We start from the raw sequence: 19,671 nt of genomic DNA, 5'->3' as shown, positions 1-19,671 counted from the left end.
TCAGTAAATTTTTTTGATTCTAGTTTCATTAAGCGAAGCTGTCAGTAAATATTTTTCAAATTTTAGTTTCGCTAGGTGAAGCTGTCAGTAAAATTTACTGACAGTCGTCTGTGCGAGTCTGTCAAAGGAGGAAAAGTGTTAACTAATCAAGAATTGACAGCAAAAGTAAAAGAAATATCACTCACATATTTTAAGCAATCATTTGACCACGAAGCAAAATGGAATCAACGCTTACGGACGACTGGTGGTCGTTTCTTTCCCAAAGATTTACATCTTGATTTTAATCCTAAAATGGCTGAACTTAAAGATTTTGAAGGAGTGATACTTCATGAATTAACTCATTATCATCTGTATCGGTCTAAAAGAGGTTATAAACATCGAGATGCTGATTTTAAAAGGCTTCTGTCACAAGTTGGTGGCTTACGATATGCTCCTTCAGTGATTGATAAGAAGATAAAATATTATTATAGCTGTCAAAATTGCGGCCAACTTTATCCTCGACAAAGAAAAATTGATACAAAAAAGTATCGCTGTGGAAAATGTCGAGGGAAATTAATCTTAAAAACAAGCGGAAATTAAAAATTCCGCTTGTTTTTTATTAAGAACTAAGAAGTTTATCCACATTTTCTTCACTTTTTCCCCAAAAACTGTGAATAAGTTAAGATAAATTGGGGATAATTACAAAAAAATGGCTTAATTGAGCCAAAAAAATCTTATCCACAAGATAAAATAAATGTGTAAAGATGATAATTGCTTTTTCTCACAAAAAAGCGTAGAATAGTAAAAATACATTTTTGAAGGACTTCGAGCTATTTAGCTCGAAATCTTTTATATCATGTAAAATAATATTGGATGAAAAAGAAAAGGGAGAAACTCGTGCTTAAATCAGAAATTATTGCTCAAATGCCAAAAGTTGAACTTCATTGCCATCTTGATGGTTCGCTTAGCTTGTCAGTCATTAAAGAACTCGCTAAAAATGCTGGAATTCATATGACAATGTCCGATGAGGAAATTTTAGAAAAGGCACAAGCCCCAGAAAATACAAAAAATTTACTAGAATATCTGCAACGTTTTGATTTCGTCTTACCACTTTTGCAAACTTATAAGAATTTAGAGTTAGCTGCTTATGATGTTGTCAGACAGGCAGCAAATGATAATATTAAATATATTGAAATCCGTTTTGCTCCAAGTCAACATCTCTTAGAAAATCTAACCCTTGAAGAAGCAGTAGAGGCTGTCATTGCTGGACTTTCTCGTGCAGAAAATGATTTTGATATAAGAGCAAATGCACTTGTTTGTGGATTAAAACAAGAACCAATTCAAAAATTACAAAAACTACTGCCACTTTTTGATAAGATTCCTGATGAACATCTTGTCGGATTTGATATGGCGGGTGATGAATTAAATTATCCACAGGAAAAATTTGTAGATTTGATTCATGATGTGAAAATTAAGGGTGTCAATGTGACGCTTCATGCTGGAGAATGTCCAGCCTGTGAGCAAAATATTTTAGATTCAATCGCAATGGGGGCAAGTCGCATTGGGCATGGAATTATGACTAAAAATCTGTCCGAAGCCGAACAAAAAATGATGATTGAAAAACAAATCCTTTTAGAAATGGCTCCGACTAGCAATTTTCAAACAAAAGCGGTGACAGAGCTTGCGCAATATCCTTTTAAAGAACTTTATGACAAAGGAATACACGTGACATTAAATACCGATAATCGAATGGTTTCGGCTACAAATTTAAGCAAAGAATATGAGAAAATCTCAGCTTGGTACCCAGATTTTTCTCTTTCTGATTTTGAAAAAATAAATCATTACGCAATTGATGGCGCCTTTATTGGTCAAGAAGAAAAAGAAGAACTTCATCAAAGATTTACCAAAGAATACAAAAAAATCTCTGAATAATCAGAGGTTTTTTAGATTAGATGAATTATTATTATTTAATTTCTATCTTAGAAATGATTTGAGCAGCTTGTTCATCAAATGAAGTTGGAATGGCAAGCGTTTGGCTACTGTCCAATAGTTTTTGAGATTCTTCTTTTACCCAAGCAGAATCTTTAAGATATCTTTCGTCTTGGTAATGATTTGGGTCTTTATAGAAATTGATTGACCCATTATGATTAGAGCTATAGGTAACAATAGTGGTTCCAGCCATTGTATTATCAGAACTAAAAGACAATGTTACTGTGTCCTGAGGAACAACTAAAGAACCGGAAAAAGGAAAGACTTGGTGATTAGCTCCATTTTTAGTAACACTGATAGAAACAGGTTGATAATCATATTTATAATAACTTAGAAGGGTTTCGGTTACGCGTGCATACTCAACCTGTTCAGCGCTATATCCAGATAAAGGTGAAGAACTTTTTTGTACTTTTTCAGAATTATTGGTATTTGCTTGACTGCTTGAAGGAGAAGTGTTCGTAGAATGAGTAGCAGAATTTTTACTATTGCTAGTTTTTGAACTTGAGGTAACTTTAGAACTAGAAGTATTTTCTTTTTTGGTCTGATTTTCAGAACTTTTAGAATTTGAACAGGCAGCTAAGGCAAATAAACTCAAAAATGTAGCTGACCAAAGGATTGTTTTTTTCATAAGATTTATTCTCCATTTTTATTACTTTATAATAATAGCATTAAATTTTTATAAAGTAAAATTTAGCTATGATGACTATAATCTTAGAATATATTTCTACTTGGGTATAATCTATTGTTGGAATGAGCTTTATTTAGGTATTTTTATTTTTAAGGTGTTGCTTTAGGACAATAAAAAAAACTGAATCATTATATATTCAGCCTTTTTTATTAATAAATATTATTCATCAGGTGTCATAATCATTGGAACAACAAGTGGTGAACGTTCAGTTTGTTTATAAAGGAATGGTGAGAGTGCTTCACGCATCGCACGAGCCACAGAAGCTTCATTTGCATTTTCTTCATGCATCGCTTCACGAATGGCATTGAAAAGGACACGTTGACCACTACGAATCAAATCACCAGACTCACGCATATAGATAAATCCACGCGAAAGCATGTCAGGGCCAGCAAGAACGGTTTTCTTTTCAAAGTCAACGGTTGCAACCGCAAGGACAATTCCGTCTTCTGAAAGTTCATGACGATCGTGAAGAACAGCATTTCCGACATCACCAATTCCTGAACCATCAACGTAAGTGTCAGAGGCTGGAAAATGGTCGGCATATCTTGCGCTGTCAGCAGTTAAGGCAAGGACGTCACCATTTTCTTGAATGAAACAATTTTCTTTAGGGACACCAGTATCTTGAGCAAGTCCCGCGTGAATTTTGAGCATTCGATATTCACCGTGAACAGGCATAAAGTATTTCGGTTTGATGAGACGTAACATGAGTTTTTGCTCTTGTTGCCCACCATGACCAGAGGTGTGAATGTTGTTCATTTTACCATAAATAACTTCAACGCCAGCTTCAGCAATTTTGTTAATCAATTGGTTAACACCGTGGGTATTCCCAGGAATAGCATTTGATGAGAAGACAACCGTATCGCCCATTTGTAAGGTAATATGACGGTGCATTCCGTTGGCAATTCTTGAAAGTGCAGCCATTGGCTCACCTTGCGAACCTGTACACATAATCAAAAGTTCATGTGAAGCGTATTGATTAACTTCATTTGGTTCAATGAAGGTTCCTTTAGGAGCTTTGATATAACCGAGTTCCAAACCATTCACGATTGCTTTTTCCATTGAACGACCGAAAACGACAATTTTGCGTCCAGTCTTAACTGCTCCGTCAACGGCTTGTTGCAAACGGAAAATATTTGAGGCAAATGAAGCGAAAATAATTCGACCTTCAATACGTTCAAAAATTTTCATGATGCTTGCACCAACGACTTTTTCAGAATGTGAAAAAGTTGGAATTTCAGCATTGGTTGAGTCAGAAAGAAGGAGTAAAACGCCTTCGCTTCCAAGTTCAGCCATTCGGTGAAGGTCAGCAGGTTCACCCACTGGTGTGAAGTCAAACTTGAAGTCACCAGTAGCCACAATTTTACCTTGAGGAGTATTCACAACAATCCCTAAAGGTTCTGGAATTGAGTGAGTCGTGCGGAAGAAGTCAAGACTTAAATGATTAAATTTAATGACTGAATCTGCATGAATTTCATAAAGTTTAGCATCACGTAAAAGCCCATGTTCTTCGAGTTTTCCACGAATGAGCGCAAGTGACAATGGTCCAGCATAAATTGGAATATTGGCCTGTTTCAAGAGGAATGGAATTCCTCCGATGTGGTCTTCGTGTCCGTGAGTGATGAAGAGACCTTTGATACGATCAATATTTTCAACGATGTAAGTATAATCAGGGATGACGTAGTCAACACCTAATAAATCATCTTCTGGGAATTTAATTCCGGCGTCAATAATGATAATTTCATCTTTATACTCAACGCCGTAAGTATTTTTACCGATTTCGCCCAGTCCGCCAATGGCGTAAACTGCGACTTCATCAGCTTTTATTTTAAGTTGCTTTGGCATGTTTCTCCTATTCTTTGGATTTTTTATTTTATTTTTTGACTGACAAGTTGGTCAGTTCGGTTTTTTAATGTAACATTTACTGACAGAATTTTAAAGGTACAAGAAAATCACTTTAGATTGCTGTCATTTTTGACAAAAATCTAAAGTGCTCTCCTTTATACTCCAGTCAGTCTTAGAAGCTTGTGATTTCAAATACGCCAGTTTCTTTTTCATATTCGACAGATTCATCAGAAAGTGAGTCAATAAACTCTACATGGTAGGCAGTATTTTTAGCAAGAAGTTCGCGTGCAAGGATAACTCCTTCTTCTTTAGTAGCAACATCAAGGTCGAGGTAAAGAGCCTCAGTAGTCTCACGACGTGGTGAGCGAGTATTATCTTTTTGGTAGAAAACTTTAAAAATCATTCTATAAATCACGAGCAAAAGCTCGTTCCTTTCTTAATAGTTCGTGTTTGCTGTTCTTTGCAATTATTATCATTTTAGCATATTTGCAAGGAAATGGAAAGTTGAGTTCATTAATTTTATAAATGAAGCGCTTCCTAAAAAATAATGGTGGAACTTGCAAGCCAAGCGTGGTAAAATATAAGGAAGTAGAACTGATGACAGAGAAGATAAAAATTATTTGTAGATAGGTCGCATTGGATAAGTGGCTGTCAGTAAAAGTCTATCAGTAATTAAAAAATAACATACTTTCAGAAATATTATAGGTAAAAAATGAAGATATTAGCATTTGATAGCTCATCAAAGGCTTTGTCAGTAGCTGTGGTTGCTGACGGAATATTACTTGGTGAAGTAACATTAAATTTGAAAAAAAATCACAGTACAACTTTGATGACAAGCATTGATTTTTTGATGGCTCAAGTTGGTCTTGAAGCCAAAGAACTTGACCGGATTGCAGTAGCACAAGGACCAGGTTCTTATACAGGTTTGCGACTTTCTGCGACAGTTGGAAAAACATTGGCTTTTAGCTTAAATAAAGAGCTTGTTGGTCTATCAAGTTTATTGGCAATTGCTAATCGTGTTCAAGACAAAAATGCTTACGTGCTTCCGATAATTGATGCAAGACGTGGAAATGCCTATGCAGCTCTTTATAAAAATGGGCAGCAAATAATTGCGGATCAACATTGCAATTTTAGTGAATTTTTGGCTGATTTATCAGAAAAAGTTTCTTCATTTGAACAAGTTATTTTCACAGGAGAAACTGATAATTTCGTTGAAGCAATTCAAAATGCTGGTTTCTCTGAAGAACAAATCATTTCTGACAGTTTAGAAAAGCTCCCGTCAGCCTATGAAGTTGCTAAGATTGCCGAAAAATTAACTCCTGAAAATGTGCACGCTTTTGTGCCAAATTACCTCAAAAAAGTTGAGGCCGAAGAGAAATGGTTGGAAAGTCATGAAAAAGCTGAAAACACTCCTGACGACTACGTTCAAAGGGTTTAGTGGAAAAAAATTTAATCCTCGTCGTTATTTAGAAATGGCTGACATTGAACTTGAACATGATCGAGAAGGCGTTCACTATCGATTGGCAGACAGAGTTGATATTGTTGCTTTGCTTGCGATTGAACGAGATGTTTACAATGGAGATATTCCATGGACCTTCTCTCATTTTGAACATGAAATTGTCAAAAATGATGAAGCCTTTTTCATTGTGGCCGAAATTTCTGGCAGTGTCATTGGTTTTATTGGAACTAGAATCAATCACCATGGGCAAGATGCACATATCACTAATCTCGCAGTATTTAAAGCCTTTCAAGGACAACAAATTGCTTCAACTTTGATTGAACAACTGATTGTATTGATGAGTGCACTCGGAAAAAATGAGATGACTTTGGAAGTCCGTCGTGACAATACTAAAGCACAAGGACTTTATCGTAGGCAAGGTTTTGTCACTGACAAATTATTGCCAGAGTACTATGAAGACGGTGCTGATGCCATTTGGATGATTAAGAAATTGAAAAAATGAAACTAAAACATCTCTCTTACTTTGAAGAAAAATTAGAAGATAAAAAATATTTTCCAACCATAGAAAACCTATCAGCTCAGATTTATGAACTTTTGTCACTTGCTTACGAAGAATCACCGTGGACACGAGCTTATATTTTAGCTGATATAATCAATGAAAATTCCGATTATTTCTTCCTAGAAGAAGAGGGGCAAATTGTTGGTCTTTTAGCAATTTCAACAATAATGGATGAATTAGAAATTACAAATATCGCTATTCATCCTGATTTTCAGGGGCAAGGACTAGCGAGTTTTTTACTGACAGAAGTGTCAACATTTAGTGGGACTTTATTTTTGGAAGTTCGGAAGTCCAATCTTGCCGCTCAAAAATGTTATGAAAAATTTGGTTTTAAGATTTATCATACAAGAAAAAATTATTATGACAAACCTCTTGAAGATGCTTTGTTAATGAGAAAAGAGCAATTTTAAAAATGAAAGATAATTATATATTAGCCTTTGAAACTTCATGTGATGAAACTTCAGTGGCAATTTTAAAGAATGGAAATGAATTATTATGTAATATCATTGCCAGTCAAATCAATAGTCATAAACGCTTTGGTGGAGTGGTGCCAGAAATTGCCAGCCGTCATCACGTCGAACAAATTACTGTTTGTATTGAAGCAGCCCTTGAAGAAGCAGAAATTTCGGCTGACCAACTGACGGCCGTTGCGGTGACCGAAGGTCCAGGCTTAAATGGCGCTTTGTTAGTTGGAATCATGGCAGCAAAAACTTTTGCATGGGCAAATCATCTTCCTTTGATTCCAGTTAATCACATGGCCGGTCATTTGATGGCTGCAAGTTTAGTGGATACCATTGAATATCCAGCTATGGCCCTTTTGGTTTCAGGTGGACATTCTGAACTTGTTTACGTAGAAAAAGAAGGAAGCTATAAAAAAGTTGGTGAAACTCGTGACGATGCTGCCGGTGAAGCTTATGATAAAGTTGGTCGAGTGATGGGCCTGACTTATCCGAGTGGAAAAGTCATTGATGAATTAGCACACAAAGGAGCTGATACTTACAATTTCCCACGAGCAATGATGAACACACATGAAGTAGAATTTAGCTTCTCAGGCTTAAAATCAGCCTTTATTAATCTCGTTCATAACGAAAATCAAAAAGGAAATGACGTGATTGCTGATGATTTAGAAAATTTAGCTGCTTCTTTTCAAGCTGCGGTCGTCGATGTCCTTATGGCCAAAACCAAATTAGCCATGGAAAAATATCCAGTAAAAACGCTAATAATTGGCGGTGGAGTATCAGCAAATCAAGGCTTACGCGAACGTTTGTCAGCAGAAATTACTGACGAAAAGTTAATTATTCCTCCTTTAAGACTCTGTGGTGACAATGCTGGAATGATTGCAGCAGCAGCATATATCGAATGGAAAAAAGGTTTAGAAAATGTTCAAGCAGGATTAGATTTAAATGCAAAACCTAGTCTCGTTTTTGAAGACATAGAAGAAGGAGAAGTTTAATGATGAAATTAATTGGAAAACTTCAAAATGGCATGACCTTTACTGAAGAATTTGACGGAGTCAACGATTTCCTAGCCCTTCAACAAAGCGATTATAATGCCATTGCTGATGAAATTGAAGTTGTTGAAGTAGAAATTGCTGACGAAGTCCTTGATTTTAAAGGAAATATGGGCCAGCTTTATTATGAACTCATGAAATAAATAAAAAGTTACTGAGAGAATTGTCAGAGCCTAGCTGTTGAAGCTTTACAGATAGGTTCGATTTTCATCAGTAACTTTTTTTATGTTTTGCTTCAAATTTACCACCATTTAGGCAGGAAGGCAACGATAGAATTTGTGACACTAGAGATTGTGTTTGTGACAGTTGTTGTTGCGAGCGATATAAGATTATTTGCAGTGTTAACGGTTGTTGCCACAGCGTTTGTTAAGGACGTAGTAATAGGTTGAATTGAAGAAACAATAGTATTTATTGTAGGAGTTACAATAGGGAGAATGTTTTCATTAGAATACTGTAGAGCAGTTGTAAGCAGGCTAACAACTGGAGCTATGATAGAATCTGGAGCGGTGACAATATCGTTGATAATTGGTCCCCATACTGGAGAAGCGGGTTCCATAAGTGAGCCGTCGATATTAAACTGATAGTCAGGTGTATGGCTGTAAAAAGGACCGCTATTACCTTCGTCATAGTAGACTGCGGCGTTTAAACCATTTCCTCCATAAGCTCCTAGTATGACATCATACATATTTCTAATATTAAAATAAAGATTAGGATGAGCTTGAACATAAGCGATATCAGCAGTTGACAAAATATTTGAAGGGTCTGGTCCAACAAAGGCAACAACTGGAATTCGTTCTTGCGCCCCAATTGCTAGTGCCAAATATCCCCCAAGAGAAATACCTGTTACTGCAAAACTAGACTTTGGATATTGTGAAATGATTGAGTCAGCAAATTGTTTAGCAGTTACAGCTTGACTAGGTAAGGTGGGTCCACCATTTAATGGTACAAAATACTGGCTTCCACCTACTACAGTTTCAATATCTGTAATCCAATCATTAATTTCATTAAAATAGGGATTAGTTGCTGCATAAGCAATAATAATGCTACTAGTATTTGTAAACCCGTTTATGATTGGAGAAACTGCCATTGCTTGCATGCCATTATCGGGATAGCCAGAAAGAGAGTTATTAGAATCTACGGCTAGTAATATTTGATAAGTTTGTCCGGTGCTTTGACCGTTCAGATGAACAGTAAGGATATCCCCGGTTTTGAGAGAATTAAATCCAGGGTTAGCAACTTGTGAATAGGCTTGACCAACAGAAAGAGCGTCGCCTGCAATGTTATAAAAATCAAGAGTTGTTGTATTAGCAAGAGTCGTTTGGTCAGTTGCAGAAATCCCCGAATTACTAGTTTGATTTAAAAGTGTTGTATCAGGATTAGTGATACTTATGTCATTGGCGATCGTATTACCAGAGCTTGAATCTCTAACAGATGAATCTGATGAAACTGCCAGACTTGATTGTGTAGCGGCTAGGCTAGAAATGCTGCTGTTGCTTGCAGAAGTGGTGGCTTCTAATGTGTCAACTGTAGTAGATGAACTAGATGAACTAGGTGAACTAGGTGAACTAGATAAACTTGATGAAGTCGAAAGAGCTATAGAAGAATCCAAAACCTGACTTGTCGGCATATCCGATGATTGAGAGGTTGATAAAGAACTTATTGAAGGGGTTGAGGTGCTATTTGAGGATTCAGATATTTGCGGAGTACTTGAAATTACTGAACTAACAGTAGATATTTCAGAAGTTTCACTATTGCATGAGCATGCACTTGCATCTAATGAATTAGGGGTTAGCGAATTAAGGGATGTTAGCGGTGAAGCAGTGGATTCATCAGCTTTTGCTAGCTGTGTTGTCACAGCGCCCAAAAGGAGAAAAGTAATTAAACTTGCAGAATAAAGCCAAACTTTCCCTTTTTTCCATGCTTTAAAATGAGTTATACTACTTTGCATAAATATCTCCTATCTTTCTTCTTCGGCTTGATTTTCTTGTTCTTGTGCCAGTAAAATCTTATCGTAACTTCTAGCAAAAGGAAAATAAATAAAGATAGTCATGACAAGCATTAGAGCTTGCCAAATTGCTGTTTTCCAGCCACCCACTAACAAACCTGAGATAATAGGAGGAGTGGTCCAAGGGACATAAACGCCATTAAAAGGCGGAATGATTTGAAAATAAATAGCAAAATAAGTTAGAAATCCTGAAAGCAATGGGGCAAGGAAAAATGGAATAGCAAGTATGGGGTTAAGAACAATTGGAAGTCCAAAGAGAACCGGTTCATTGATATTGAAAATTGCAGGTCCAAGTTCCATTCGCCCCAAAACTTTCATTTGTTGGGATTTTGCAAAAAAGAGTAGATAGACAACGAGACCAAAGGTTAATCCGGCACCTGTACTGATAATGAATTGGTCGCTGAAAGCTTGAGTAACAATATGTGCTCCATTTGCTAAAGAAAGTTTATGTTCGGCATAAAGTTTAGCGTTATCCAAACCATTGGCAGCTAATAAAGGAGCCATTATTCCAGTAATAATTATTGAAGAACCATGAACACCGAACCACCAGATAAATACAGGTAAAAATGCAAGAACGAACACTCCGACAGGTCCATCAGAAACGTGTTGCAATGGTGATTGAATGACTTTATAAACCCATTCAACAAAAGTAGTATTTAAGGCAATTGTGTAAATTCCTTCTAAATTACCAAAGAGTGTAACAATTGCAGCAGCTGGAATTAATGCAGTGAATGAACCAGCTACGTTTTCAGGAACTTGTTCAGGCATTTTAATTGTGATATTGTGTTTCATAAACCAACTGTAAAGCCAACCGACAATTAATCCGACGATAATGGCTAGCACCATTCCTTTACCAGATAACCAAGTGCGGTCAATGACATTATAAACATAGTAATTAGAGCTGGGTTTTCCAGTAGCAATAGAAGTTACATTGGTCATGATATCTGGCTGAAGAACAATATCACAGATAATGGCGATTAAACCAGCTGGTGCAGCCTTGTAACCTTCTGCTTCTACCCAAGAATAGGCAATTCCAAAGACCGCAAAGAGAGCCATGATTCCAAAAGAAGCATTATTGATAGCAAGAAAGAGTGGGCCTAGCTTAATTTTATTCATGAAGTCCTGTCCAGCTTGCCAGGGAAGTTGACCAAGGATTAGAAAAATCGATCCGACGATAACTGCAGGTAAAATATACATCATACCGTTTTTTACCGCTGTAACTGCCTTAGTATTCAAAAACTTCATCATCGGAGGCATAAGCGTCTCGTTAATAAATGTGTTCATAAAAAGTTCTCCTTTTTCGTTTAGAAAGCGCTTTAATTTTTGTTAATTTTAGTATAAAAAAACGTTTTTACCTTTTCAAGAGGCAAAAACGTTTTGAAACTAATTTTTTTGATTTTGGAACTGTCCCATAAATGGGACAGAGTGTTCCCTTATTTTATTAATTCTTTTAGCCTTTTATAAACGGCTTTAGCAAGTTTTTCTGAAATAAACATTGCTGGAATTTGACTGGTCATATCATCGGAAAAATTAACGTGCCATTCATTAATCTGATAGCTAATAAATATGTCAGATAAAAGAGCTGCTTCAGAACTGGGATTTGCCGTAATCACAGCAATTTTTGTATCCGCGTTTTTTCGCATACCAGCCAATGCTTCGAGAACTTCGCTAGTTTCTCCTGACACAGATAAGATAATAACAAGTGTATCGGCAACATTTTGAAGTTGCTTGGCAATTGGCCAAGAAGCATCTTGTAATGAGAAAACTCCAGGAACTCCCAGATTTGCAAGGTAACGAGTAGCCAAAGTAGCAGTTGCTCCTGAAGCTCCAACTCCAAAAAATAAGATATTTTCTGAATGTAAAATCATCTCAGTAAGAGCTTCTAATTTTTGGAGTAAATTGCTTGGATAAATGTCTATAGATAAAGAATTAAAAAAGTCACTTGATGGTTCATTATCTTTCTGTGTTTGTTTGACGAAATTTTTGAAATCATTAAAGGACTTATAGTTCATTTTATGAATAAGCCTCATAACAGAAGCTGTTCCAGCATAAGAACCCGCGGAAATTTGTCGAATACTGGAGGATGGAATCTCTTTTATATGGTCTTGTAGATAGTTGTAAATTGCTTTTTCTGTTGGTGTTAAACTGGTAAAATCCAATTTTCCAAAAATGCTCATATATGGCTCCTTAAGTAAGATATCTAATGTTTATGATTAGAATGAATAAAGTGGTACATTTTATAATATTTTCAATATAAATAGGTAAATACTAACTTTTATTTTTTCCTGCGGAATGATAGAATTAAGAAAAATTTTTATGGAGATAAAAATAAAATGTTGATACAAAATTGTTTTGGAGAATTTTTTGGTACTTTTTTGATGATTTTGCTTGGGAATGGGGTAGTTTGTGCTAATCTACTAAAGAAGACAAAATCAACAAATTCTGGTTGGTTAACAATTATTATAGGTTGGGGTTTGGCTGTGAGTTTTGCAATTTATGCTGTTCAGTTTTACTCACCAGCAATACTTAATCCAGCCATTGCTCTAGTTTTTGCAGTTCTTGGACATATTAGTTTTTTTCAAGCATTTTTGTATAGCATTTTTGAAATTTTAGGTGCAATGTTTGCATCAATTATATTATGGATTTATTTTTATCCTCATTGGCAAGAAACTAAGGAAGCAAGTGAAATTTTGTCATGTTTTTCTACAATTCCTAGCATTCGTAAATCGTGGTCAAATTTTATGAGTGAGTTTTTCTCCACCGCCTTGCTTGTTGGCATGATATTGACTTTTAGTTTTTATCATTTTAGCGCCTTAGTCAGCCCACTATTTACTGGTGGATTAATCATGGTTCTTGGTTTTTCAGTAGGGACAACAACAGGATTTGCCTTGAATCCTGCGCGTGATTTTGGCCCTAGATTAATTCATAGTTGGTTGCCAATTGCCAATAAAGGAAATTCAGACTGGTCTTATGCTTGGATTCCATTTTTAGGACCGCTTTTAGGTGCTTTAGTTGGTATGGGTGCTTATTGGACATTCACTACATTTATTTTGGGAAGTTGAAATAAAAAATTTGAAGACTTAAAAAGTTTATTGAATACAAAAAATACTGATAGGGTTATCCATCAGTATTTTTGCTATAAATTTTTTAAACTTTGAACAGTTTCTGTCTGTCATAATCATATTATTACTAGACCACAGATAATTCATGAATTGTCCGTCCTTCTTTATCGACCAATTGTAACCAGCTATTTGTTCCAGCGAAGTAAAGGAAATGTCCCACTTCATTGACTGATTTTAAGACAATATCCTCAGTAGTTGTGAATGTTTTATCATCCCAATTGGCTTTTTGTTCTTCTCTTAAAGTCTGTGTAAAACGATAGGCTAAACCTGGTGTACCATCAGATTTCATTCCACCGCTTTCGGCGATTTTTGCTCCGGCTTTTATCACGAGTTGATTGGATTTTTCCCAAATAATGGTCGCTTTACTGTCGGAACGATTAACAAAAAATTCAACTTCAGAAAGTCCTTTTTTCCAGCGATGTTGTGCTTTAGGAGAAAAAGCCTTTTTCTTTTCTAATTTAATGCCAAAAGCAGTTAAAGCAGTCAAAAACTCGTCAGCAGAAGTGGCACAAGCTTTTTCGATATTGCTTGGGATTTTAATTGGCTCGGCTTTATCACGTAAAATAATGCCAGCTTCCTCAGCCAAATTAACTAAATATTGCGTTAGATATTCCAACTCTAAATCATAGGCAGCCATATTTAAAATCACGACTTTATCAAATTCTAACTTAGGAATTAATTCTAAATCATTGGCAATCATTTTAATCTGCCCTTTTTTTAGTAAAAAGAAAAGCTCATCATTTTGCAAATCAAAACGTGCGTTATTCTGATCAAAAATACGTAAAAAGGCAGTTGATGGAAGACGAATTTCTAAACCAAGGTCAGACATGCTGACCGTAAAAGTTAAATTTTTCATAACTTTATTATAGCAGAAAGTTTGACAGCCTTATCAAACAATACATTATTAAACTAAAGTTTGATATATACAAACAATATAAGCTGTTTTTTTGTATTTTATAAAAAATAAATCTATAAAAAAACGAAATAATGTAATTTTATAAAATAAAGTTCGGTATTTACGTACAATGGTAACTGTTAACAGAATATTTACAAAAAGGTCATTGTCAGATAAATTAAAATGGGTTAGAATTATTTTGTGAAGCACACCGATTCATCAACCGATTGATAAAAATCTTAAGGAGATTCATTTTTATAATGAAAAAGACATCGAAGAAAGTCATTGGACTTACAGCAAGTGCACTAATTGCAGTATCATTACTTGCAGCTTGTGGAAATAGTAGCTCTGCATCAAAATCTGATAGCAAAACCATTTCAAATTTAAAGATTTCATTTATTCCATCCAAAAATCCGGATGATATTACCACAGCGACTAAACCAATCGCAAATATTTTGAAATCTGAATTGAAAAAACAAGGCTATACAGTAAAAAATATTGATACTAGTGTTGGTACAAATTATCAAGCGGTTGGTGAAGGGCTCGATGCTGGTTCAGTTGACGTCGGTTATGGAATGTCAGCGACAACTTATGCCATGTATCAAGATGGTTCAACTCCACTCTTGATGGCAACGCGTAAAGGACTTTCAAATGATGCCTCAGATTCTGCAAAATATTGGAATGAACATAAACCAACAACTAAAACCGATAAAGAAGTGACTTCTTACCGTTCGCTGATCATTGCTGGTAATTCTCCAATGGGCAAAAAGTTAGCTAAAGAAGCCAACGACGGAACTTTGACATGGAAAGATTTAAACGATGCAAAATGGGGGCTTGAATCAACTTCATCTGCGGCAGGCTATATGTATCCTTCGCAATGGTTAACTGAGAACTTTAAACATTCAATTCGTGATTTAAAAAATACAGTTACTATGGATTCTTATGATTCAGCAATGGCTCAACTTGCTTCAGGTCAAATTGATGTAATGCCAGAATATGCTGATGCACGAATGGATGACGCTACTAAGTGGACCACAACTTTCGGTGCAAAAGAAAGTATTTGGGATGATACAAATGTGATTGGTGTGACACCTGCCATTGCCAATGATGGAATCATGGTTTCAGAAAAATCAAAAATCATGACGGCCGACTTCAAAAAAGCACTCTCAGCAGCAATTAAAGATATGGCTAAAACTGATGAAGGAAAGAAAGTCATTGCCATTTATTCACATGATGGCTATGTTGATTCAACAAAAGCTGACTATAAAACAGCCATTAAAGTGGCAAATTCAATGAGTAAAGCCAACTAATGAACAAATAAATCATTTAATAAGGGTCTGGGTTACTCAATGAGTTCCAGACTCTTTTTGTGGAAATTGACTAATATTAATTAAAAAGCCTTCATTAGTGAAGAAGGATGGAGAAGTAATGATAAAATTTGAAAATGTGTCAAAAATTTATCCAAATGGCACAAAAGGTTTGACGGATGTTAATTTACAAATCAATCAAGGAGAATTCGTAGCTATTATTGGAACATCGGGAGCAGGAAAATCAACTCTGATTCGTTGTGTTAATGGTTTAAATGATATTACTTCAGGCTCGTTAATTGTGAATGATACAGAAGTGTCAAAACTTAAAGGAAAAGAGTTAAGAAAATTTCGGAGACATGTGGGAATGATTTTTCAATCCTATAATTTAGTTCCTAGAGTGACGGTTTTGAAAAATGTAATGTTTGCTCGTGTGCCAGATATGAGTTTATTTAAGGTCATTTTTGGTTTATTTTCAAAAGAAGATAAACTTGTTGCCTTAGATTCTCTGAATAAGGTAGGGATTTTAGATAAAGCTTATATCCGAGCAGATCAACTTTCAGGTGGACAACAGCAACGTGTATCACTCGCTCGCGCTCTTAGTCAAGAAAGTGAAATTTTACTCGCTGATGAACCTGTTTCAGCACTTGACCCAGTCACAGCTAAAGAAGTAATGGATGATTTTAAAAGAATTAATGAAGAATTCAATAAAACAATTTTACTGAATATTCACCATGTTGAACTTGCTTTAGAATACGCTTCGCGGATTATTGCTGTAAAAAAAGGGAAAATTGTTTATGATGGTCCTTCACAAGAGGTAACCAAAGAAATTTTGGATGAAGTTTATAGAAAAGAGGCCTAAATGTACGATAAAATTTTTAAGCCTAAAAAAATAAAACTTATTACAGGAGAAGTTGTCGAAGAGAAAGTCAGTCGAACTTGGTTGACTTGGTTAATTATCATCTTACTGATTGCTTTTTCTGTTATTCTTACAAATTTTGATTTTAGTGCGCTTAGCAGAAGTGGTCTCTTTTTTCAAAAATTAGCAAGTATGATTCCCCCAAATTGGGCTTACTTTCATAAAGTTCTTCCCCCACTATTAGATACGATTAAGATGAGCTTTTTTGCTTCCTTACTTGGAGCAATTTTGTCAGTTCCATTTGCGATATTAGCGGCAAATAACATCCTTAAAAATCGTTTTGTTAATGGCATCATTCGTTTGATTTTTATGCTAGCAAGAACTTTGCCAACTTTGGTTTTGGCTTTAATTGCAACCTATATTTTTGGTCTAGGAACTTTTGCTGGAGTTGTTGCAATTTTTGTATTTACCTTTTCTTTCATAGGAAAACAATTGTTTGAGGTGATTGAAACCGTTGATATGGGACCTTTTGAAGCGGCAGAAGCTTTAGGGGTCAGTCCTTTAAAAGCCTTTTTCATTGCTGTTTTTCCTCAAGTCCTACCTACTTATCTTTCAACTGCTCTTTATGCATTTGAGGGAAATGTCCGCTATGCTGCAATTTTGGGATATGTTGGGGCTGGAGGGATAGGAAATATCTTAAATGACCGAGTGAATTTTCGCGACTTTTCCTCTGTTGGTATGATTTTAATTTCTATTCTAGCTACAGTCATGATTATTGATTCAATCAGCGCATTAATTCGTAAGAAAATTGCCTAGGAATGAGAGGAAAAATGAATTCACAAATTATTGAAGAATATAATCATAGACCTAAAAACTGGTTTTATTATCTTTTGATATTTATTGTTTTATTAGCAGTTTCGATTTGGTCGACTTCAGTCGTCCATTATCATGGCGTTTCAGAACATGGAGCTTTAATCGCCAAAAATATTTTCACAGGGATTTTTCATCCAGATACCAGTTTGATGTTTAACCTAACTGAAACTGGCTTACCCTATCTCTTGCTACAAACTTTTGCGATTGGTTTGCTTGGGACTTTGGTTGGTGCAATTGTTGCCATTCCACTCTCTTTTCTTGCAGCGACTAATTTGGTTCCGAATTGGTTAGCTTATCTGATTCGTTTTGTCTTGATGGCGATTCGGACAATTCCTTCTTTTGTTTATGCCCTTTTATTTATTCCAGTCGTTGGTTTAGGTTCTTCAGCTGGTGTAATGGCGCTTGGTTTTGAGTCAATTGGGATGATTGCAAAACTATTTATTGAAGCTATTGAAGATTTGGATATGGGTGTTATTGAGGCTATGGACGCAGCTGGTGCAACAACATTTCAAAAAATTCGTTTTGGAGTTTTACCCCAATTATTACCAGATTTATATTCGATTTTACTTTACCGTTTAGATATGAATCTGCGTGATGCAGCTATTTTGGGATTAGTTGGTGCTGGTGGAATTGGTGCGCCATTGAGTTTTGCAATGTCTGGGTATAAATGGTCAGCCGTTGGTGCAATTTTGTTGGGACTTTTAGTTTTAATTATCCTTGTTGAACTCATTTCATCAAGAATTCGGAAAAAATTAGCAAAGGGATAAATAATATGAAAATAAGAATTCTAGAAACGAGTGATTTACATGGTTTTGTTCTCCCAACAAACTTCACCGAAAGAGAAATGAATTTGCCTTTTTCAATGGCCAAAGCCAAATCTAAAATAGATGAACTGACAGCAGTGGCTCAAGAGCAGGGTGAAATTATTGTAAAAATTGAAAATGGTGATTTATTGCAAGGTTCCCCCTTGGCTTATTATCTAGCTAAAAAATCAAGTCGCGGTATTAAAGACTTGGTCAATGTCACTAATTCTTTTGGTTATGATGTGGGATTGCTTGGTAATCATGAGTTTAATTATGGGATTGATTATTTAAAAAGTTATGTTAATCAGGTAAATTATCCTATTTTGGCTGCGAATGTATTGAATAATGAAGGTCAACCTGCTTTTGGCCCTGCTTATAAAATCATTGAAGAAGAGGGGGTGAAAATTGGAATTGTTGGTTTTTTGACACAATATATTCCACATTGGGAAAAACCGTCAATTATCAAAGATTTGACTTTCCAATCTATTCTGACAACTGCAAAAGATATTCTGCCCGATTTGCGCCAATCAGTTGACCTTTTGATTGTTGCATATCATGGAGGCTTTGAGCGAGATTTACAGACAGGTCTTCCGACAGAAAGTTTGACAGGGGAAAATGAGGCTTATCAGTTAGTTGAAGAGTATAAAGATTACATTGATGCTTTAGTGACTGGACACCAGCACCGTGAAATTGCTGACCATCTTTTTGGAGTTCCAGTTATTCAACCAGGCTATCGTGGTGCTTTTGTTGGCGAAATAGAACTTGAATTAGACAATCATAAAAAAGTTGTGGCTTCAAACGCTAGACTTCATAAAACGGAGAATTGCAAAGTCTCATCGGAGGTCAATCAGCTGATATCTGATGTTAGTACAGAAGCAGAGGATTGGTTAGACCAGCCAATGGGAGAAGTTCATGGAGAAATGATTATTCGTGATCCAATGACTGCTCGATTGATTGAACATCCTTATATTGAATTAATTAATAAAATACAAATGGAAGCGACAGGGACCGATATTTCTGGGACTGCACTTTTTAATAATGAAGCTAAGGGATTTGCAAAAGAAATTACGATGAGATCGATTCTGACAAATTATATTTATCCCAACACTTTAGCTGTTTTAAGAGTGACAGGTGCAGATTTAAAGGCTGCCTTAGAGCGGACAGCGGAACATCTTGAACTTGACGAAAGTGGCGAAATTGTTTTTAGTCCACGCTTTATTGAACCAAAACCTGAATATTATAATTATGATATGTATGAAGGAATTGAATATGCGATCGATTTGCAAAAAGAAATTGGTCAGCGAATTGTACGTTTAAATTTCAAGGGGCATCAGGTAAAGGATGACGAAATTTTAGAAATTGTCGTCAATCAATATCGCGCAGTTGGGGGTGGAAATTATCCAATGTTTTCTGCGGACAAGATTGTTAGAGAAATTACTGTTGATATGACCGAATTGATTGCTGATTATTTGAAGAAACATCCGATAATTGAGGCAAGTGTGAATCATAACTTCACAGTTCTAAAATAAATTTACTGACAGAAATTTTAGCAGAATAATAGGTGCTAAAAAAATCTGTCAGTAATTTTTTTATTAAGTTATACTTGAGAATGAGCTAAGTTTTTCTAAAGTTTTTACTGATATACTTTTATTTATCAAAAGGAGGAGCCTAGCATGAAACATACAGTAATAATTCCAAAAATCAATTATCAATTTGTGAAATCAGAAGATGACTCACTTTTACTTCCAAGTCCTTTAGAAAGTCAATATTTAACAGTAAAA

The 19,671-nt window shown here is 35.6% G+C and carries 20 protein-coding genes; 13 read left to right on the top strand and 7 right to left on the bottom strand.

Annotated features, from left to right (window positions below; all coding sequences use genetic code 11):
- Nucleotides 1-135: 135 nt before the first annotated feature.
- Nucleotides 136-579: a SprT family protein gene (locus tag AB6B24_RS05600; RefSeq protein WP_010905264.1), complete on the top strand. Its 444-nt coding sequence runs from the start codon at nt 136-138 to the stop codon at nt 577-579.
- 273 nt (nt 580-852) lie between these two features.
- Nucleotides 853-1,911, top strand: coding sequence for an adenosine deaminase (add, locus tag AB6B24_RS05595; protein ID WP_311803937.1), 1,059 nt, complete (start codon nt 853-855; stop codon nt 1,909-1,911).
- Nucleotides 1,912-1,942: 31 nt separating this feature from the next.
- Here the strand turns inward: add and AB6B24_RS05590 are convergent, their stop codons facing one another.
- The 3 genes from AB6B24_RS05590 to AB6B24_RS05580 all read right to left on the bottom strand — a co-directional run bounded on the left by AB6B24_RS05590 (nt 1,943) and on the right by AB6B24_RS05580 (nt 4,901).
- Complete coding sequence (locus tag AB6B24_RS05590; protein ID WP_311803938.1) at nt 1,943-2,596, bottom strand: hypothetical protein; 654 nt, start codon at nt 2,594-2,596, stop codon at nt 1,943-1,945.
- Nucleotides 2,597-2,815: 219 nt separating this feature from the next.
- The gene (locus AB6B24_RS05585) at nt 2,816-4,498 is read right to left on the bottom strand and encodes a ribonuclease J1 (RefSeq protein WP_003131712.1); all 1,683 of its coding nucleotides are present in this window, start codon (nt 4,496-4,498) and stop codon (nt 2,816-2,818) included.
- A 172-nt stretch (nt 4,499-4,670) separates the two neighbouring features.
- Complete coding sequence (locus AB6B24_RS05580; RefSeq protein WP_003131711.1) at nt 4,671-4,901, bottom strand: RNA polymerase epsilon subunit; 231 nt, start codon at nt 4,899-4,901, stop codon at nt 4,671-4,673.
- Between the two features lie 309 nt (nt 4,902-5,210).
- Here AB6B24_RS05580 and tsaB point away from each other — a divergent pair, with 309 nt between their 5' ends.
- From tsaB to AB6B24_RS05555, 5 genes are read left to right on the top strand one after another with little or no spacing between them, the layout of a single operon-like run.
- Nucleotides 5,211-5,936 (top strand): tRNA (adenosine(37)-N6)-threonylcarbamoyltransferase complex dimerization subunit type 1 TsaB, encoded by a 726-nt coding sequence (tsaB, locus tag AB6B24_RS05575; protein WP_311803939.1) that lies wholly within the window; start codon nt 5,211-5,213, stop codon nt 5,934-5,936.
- Complete coding sequence (gene rimI / locus AB6B24_RS05570) at nt 5,890-6,459, top strand: ribosomal protein S18-alanine N-acetyltransferase (RefSeq protein ID WP_010905268.1); 570 nt, start codon at nt 5,890-5,892, stop codon at nt 6,457-6,459. The genes tsaB and rimI (AB6B24_RS05570) overlap by 47 nt, the downstream gene beginning before the upstream one ends.
- Nucleotides 6,456-6,926: a ribosomal protein S18-alanine N-acetyltransferase gene (rimI, locus tag AB6B24_RS05565; protein WP_012897153.1), complete on the top strand. Its 471-nt coding sequence runs from the start codon at nt 6,456-6,458 to the stop codon at nt 6,924-6,926. Before rimI (AB6B24_RS05570) ends, rimI (AB6B24_RS05565) begins: the two co-directional genes overlap by 4 nt.
- A gap of 2 nt (nt 6,927-6,928) precedes the next feature.
- Entirely contained in the window at nt 6,929-7,969 is a 1,041-nt protein-coding gene (gene tsaD, locus AB6B24_RS05560; protein WP_003131705.1) for a tRNA (adenosine(37)-N6)-threonylcarbamoyltransferase complex transferase subunit TsaD, read from the top strand.
- A complete protein-coding gene (locus AB6B24_RS05555; RefSeq protein ID WP_311803940.1) occupies nt 7,969-8,169 on the top strand; it encodes a DUF4649 domain-containing protein in 201 nt (66 codons plus the stop codon). Before tsaD ends, AB6B24_RS05555 begins: the two co-directional genes overlap by 1 nt.
- Nucleotides 8,170-8,267: 98 nt before the next feature.
- On the opposite strand, the gene AB6B24_RS05550 is transcribed toward AB6B24_RS05555, so the two are convergent.
- The 3 genes from AB6B24_RS05550 to AB6B24_RS05540 all read right to left on the bottom strand — a co-directional run bounded on the left by AB6B24_RS05550 (nt 8,268) and on the right by AB6B24_RS05540 (nt 12,208).
- A complete protein-coding gene (locus AB6B24_RS05550) occupies nt 8,268-9,974 on the bottom strand; it encodes a hypothetical protein (RefSeq protein ID WP_369164294.1) in 1,707 nt (568 codons plus the stop codon).
- Nucleotides 9,975-9,983: 9 nt separating this feature from the next.
- Nucleotides 9,984-11,315: a PTS sugar transporter subunit IIC gene (locus tag AB6B24_RS05545; RefSeq protein WP_311803942.1), complete on the bottom strand. Its 1,332-nt coding sequence runs from the start codon at nt 11,313-11,315 to the stop codon at nt 9,984-9,986.
- A 149-nt stretch (nt 11,316-11,464) separates the two neighbouring features.
- Nucleotides 11,465-12,208, bottom strand: coding sequence for a MurR/RpiR family transcriptional regulator (locus AB6B24_RS05540; protein WP_311803943.1), 744 nt, complete (start codon nt 12,206-12,208; stop codon nt 11,465-11,467).
- A 156-nt stretch (nt 12,209-12,364) separates the two neighbouring features.
- Between AB6B24_RS05540 and AB6B24_RS05535 the strand changes: the two genes are divergently transcribed.
- Complete coding sequence (locus AB6B24_RS05535) at nt 12,365-13,093, top strand: MIP/aquaporin family protein (RefSeq protein ID WP_015425766.1); 729 nt, start codon at nt 12,365-12,367, stop codon at nt 13,091-13,093.
- A gap of 127 nt (nt 13,094-13,220) precedes the next feature.
- Here the strand turns inward: AB6B24_RS05535 and AB6B24_RS05530 are convergent, their stop codons facing one another.
- Complete coding sequence (locus AB6B24_RS05530) at nt 13,221-14,009, bottom strand: hypothetical protein (protein WP_311803944.1); 789 nt, start codon at nt 14,007-14,009, stop codon at nt 13,221-13,223.
- Nucleotides 14,010-14,308: 299 nt separating this feature from the next.
- On the opposite strand from AB6B24_RS05530, the gene AB6B24_RS05525 reads away from it, so the two are divergent.
- From AB6B24_RS05525 to AB6B24_RS05505, 5 genes are all read left to right on the top strand, one after another.
- A complete protein-coding gene (locus AB6B24_RS05525; RefSeq protein WP_104142899.1) occupies nt 14,309-15,358 on the top strand; it encodes a phosphate/phosphite/phosphonate ABC transporter substrate-binding protein in 1,050 nt (349 codons plus the stop codon).
- A gap of 118 nt (nt 15,359-15,476) precedes the next feature.
- Nucleotides 15,477-16,217, top strand: a complete 741-nt coding sequence (phnC, locus tag AB6B24_RS05520; protein WP_010905272.1) for a phosphonate ABC transporter ATP-binding protein — start codon at nt 15,477-15,479, stop codon at nt 16,215-16,217.
- Complete coding sequence (phnE, locus tag AB6B24_RS05515; protein ID WP_012897159.1) at nt 16,218-17,030, top strand: phosphonate ABC transporter, permease protein PhnE; 813 nt, start codon at nt 16,218-16,220, stop codon at nt 17,028-17,030.
- A 14-nt stretch (nt 17,031-17,044) separates the two neighbouring features.
- A complete protein-coding gene (phnE, locus tag AB6B24_RS05510) occupies nt 17,045-17,854 on the top strand; it encodes a phosphonate ABC transporter, permease protein PhnE (RefSeq protein WP_010905273.1) in 810 nt (269 codons plus the stop codon).
- Between the two features lie 5 nt (nt 17,855-17,859).
- Nucleotides 17,860-19,419, top strand: a complete 1,560-nt coding sequence (locus tag AB6B24_RS05505; protein WP_311803950.1) for a bifunctional metallophosphatase/5'-nucleotidase — start codon at nt 17,860-17,862, stop codon at nt 19,417-19,419.
- The last annotated feature ends 252 nt before the right edge of the window (nt 19,420-19,671 follow it).

This window comes from Lactococcus sp. AK05 (assembly GCF_041026685.1).
Taxonomy (GTDB): domain Bacteria; phylum Bacillota; class Bacilli; order Lactobacillales; family Streptococcaceae; genus Lactococcus; species Lactococcus lactis.
This window is presented reverse-complemented; position numbering and strand designations above follow the sequence as displayed.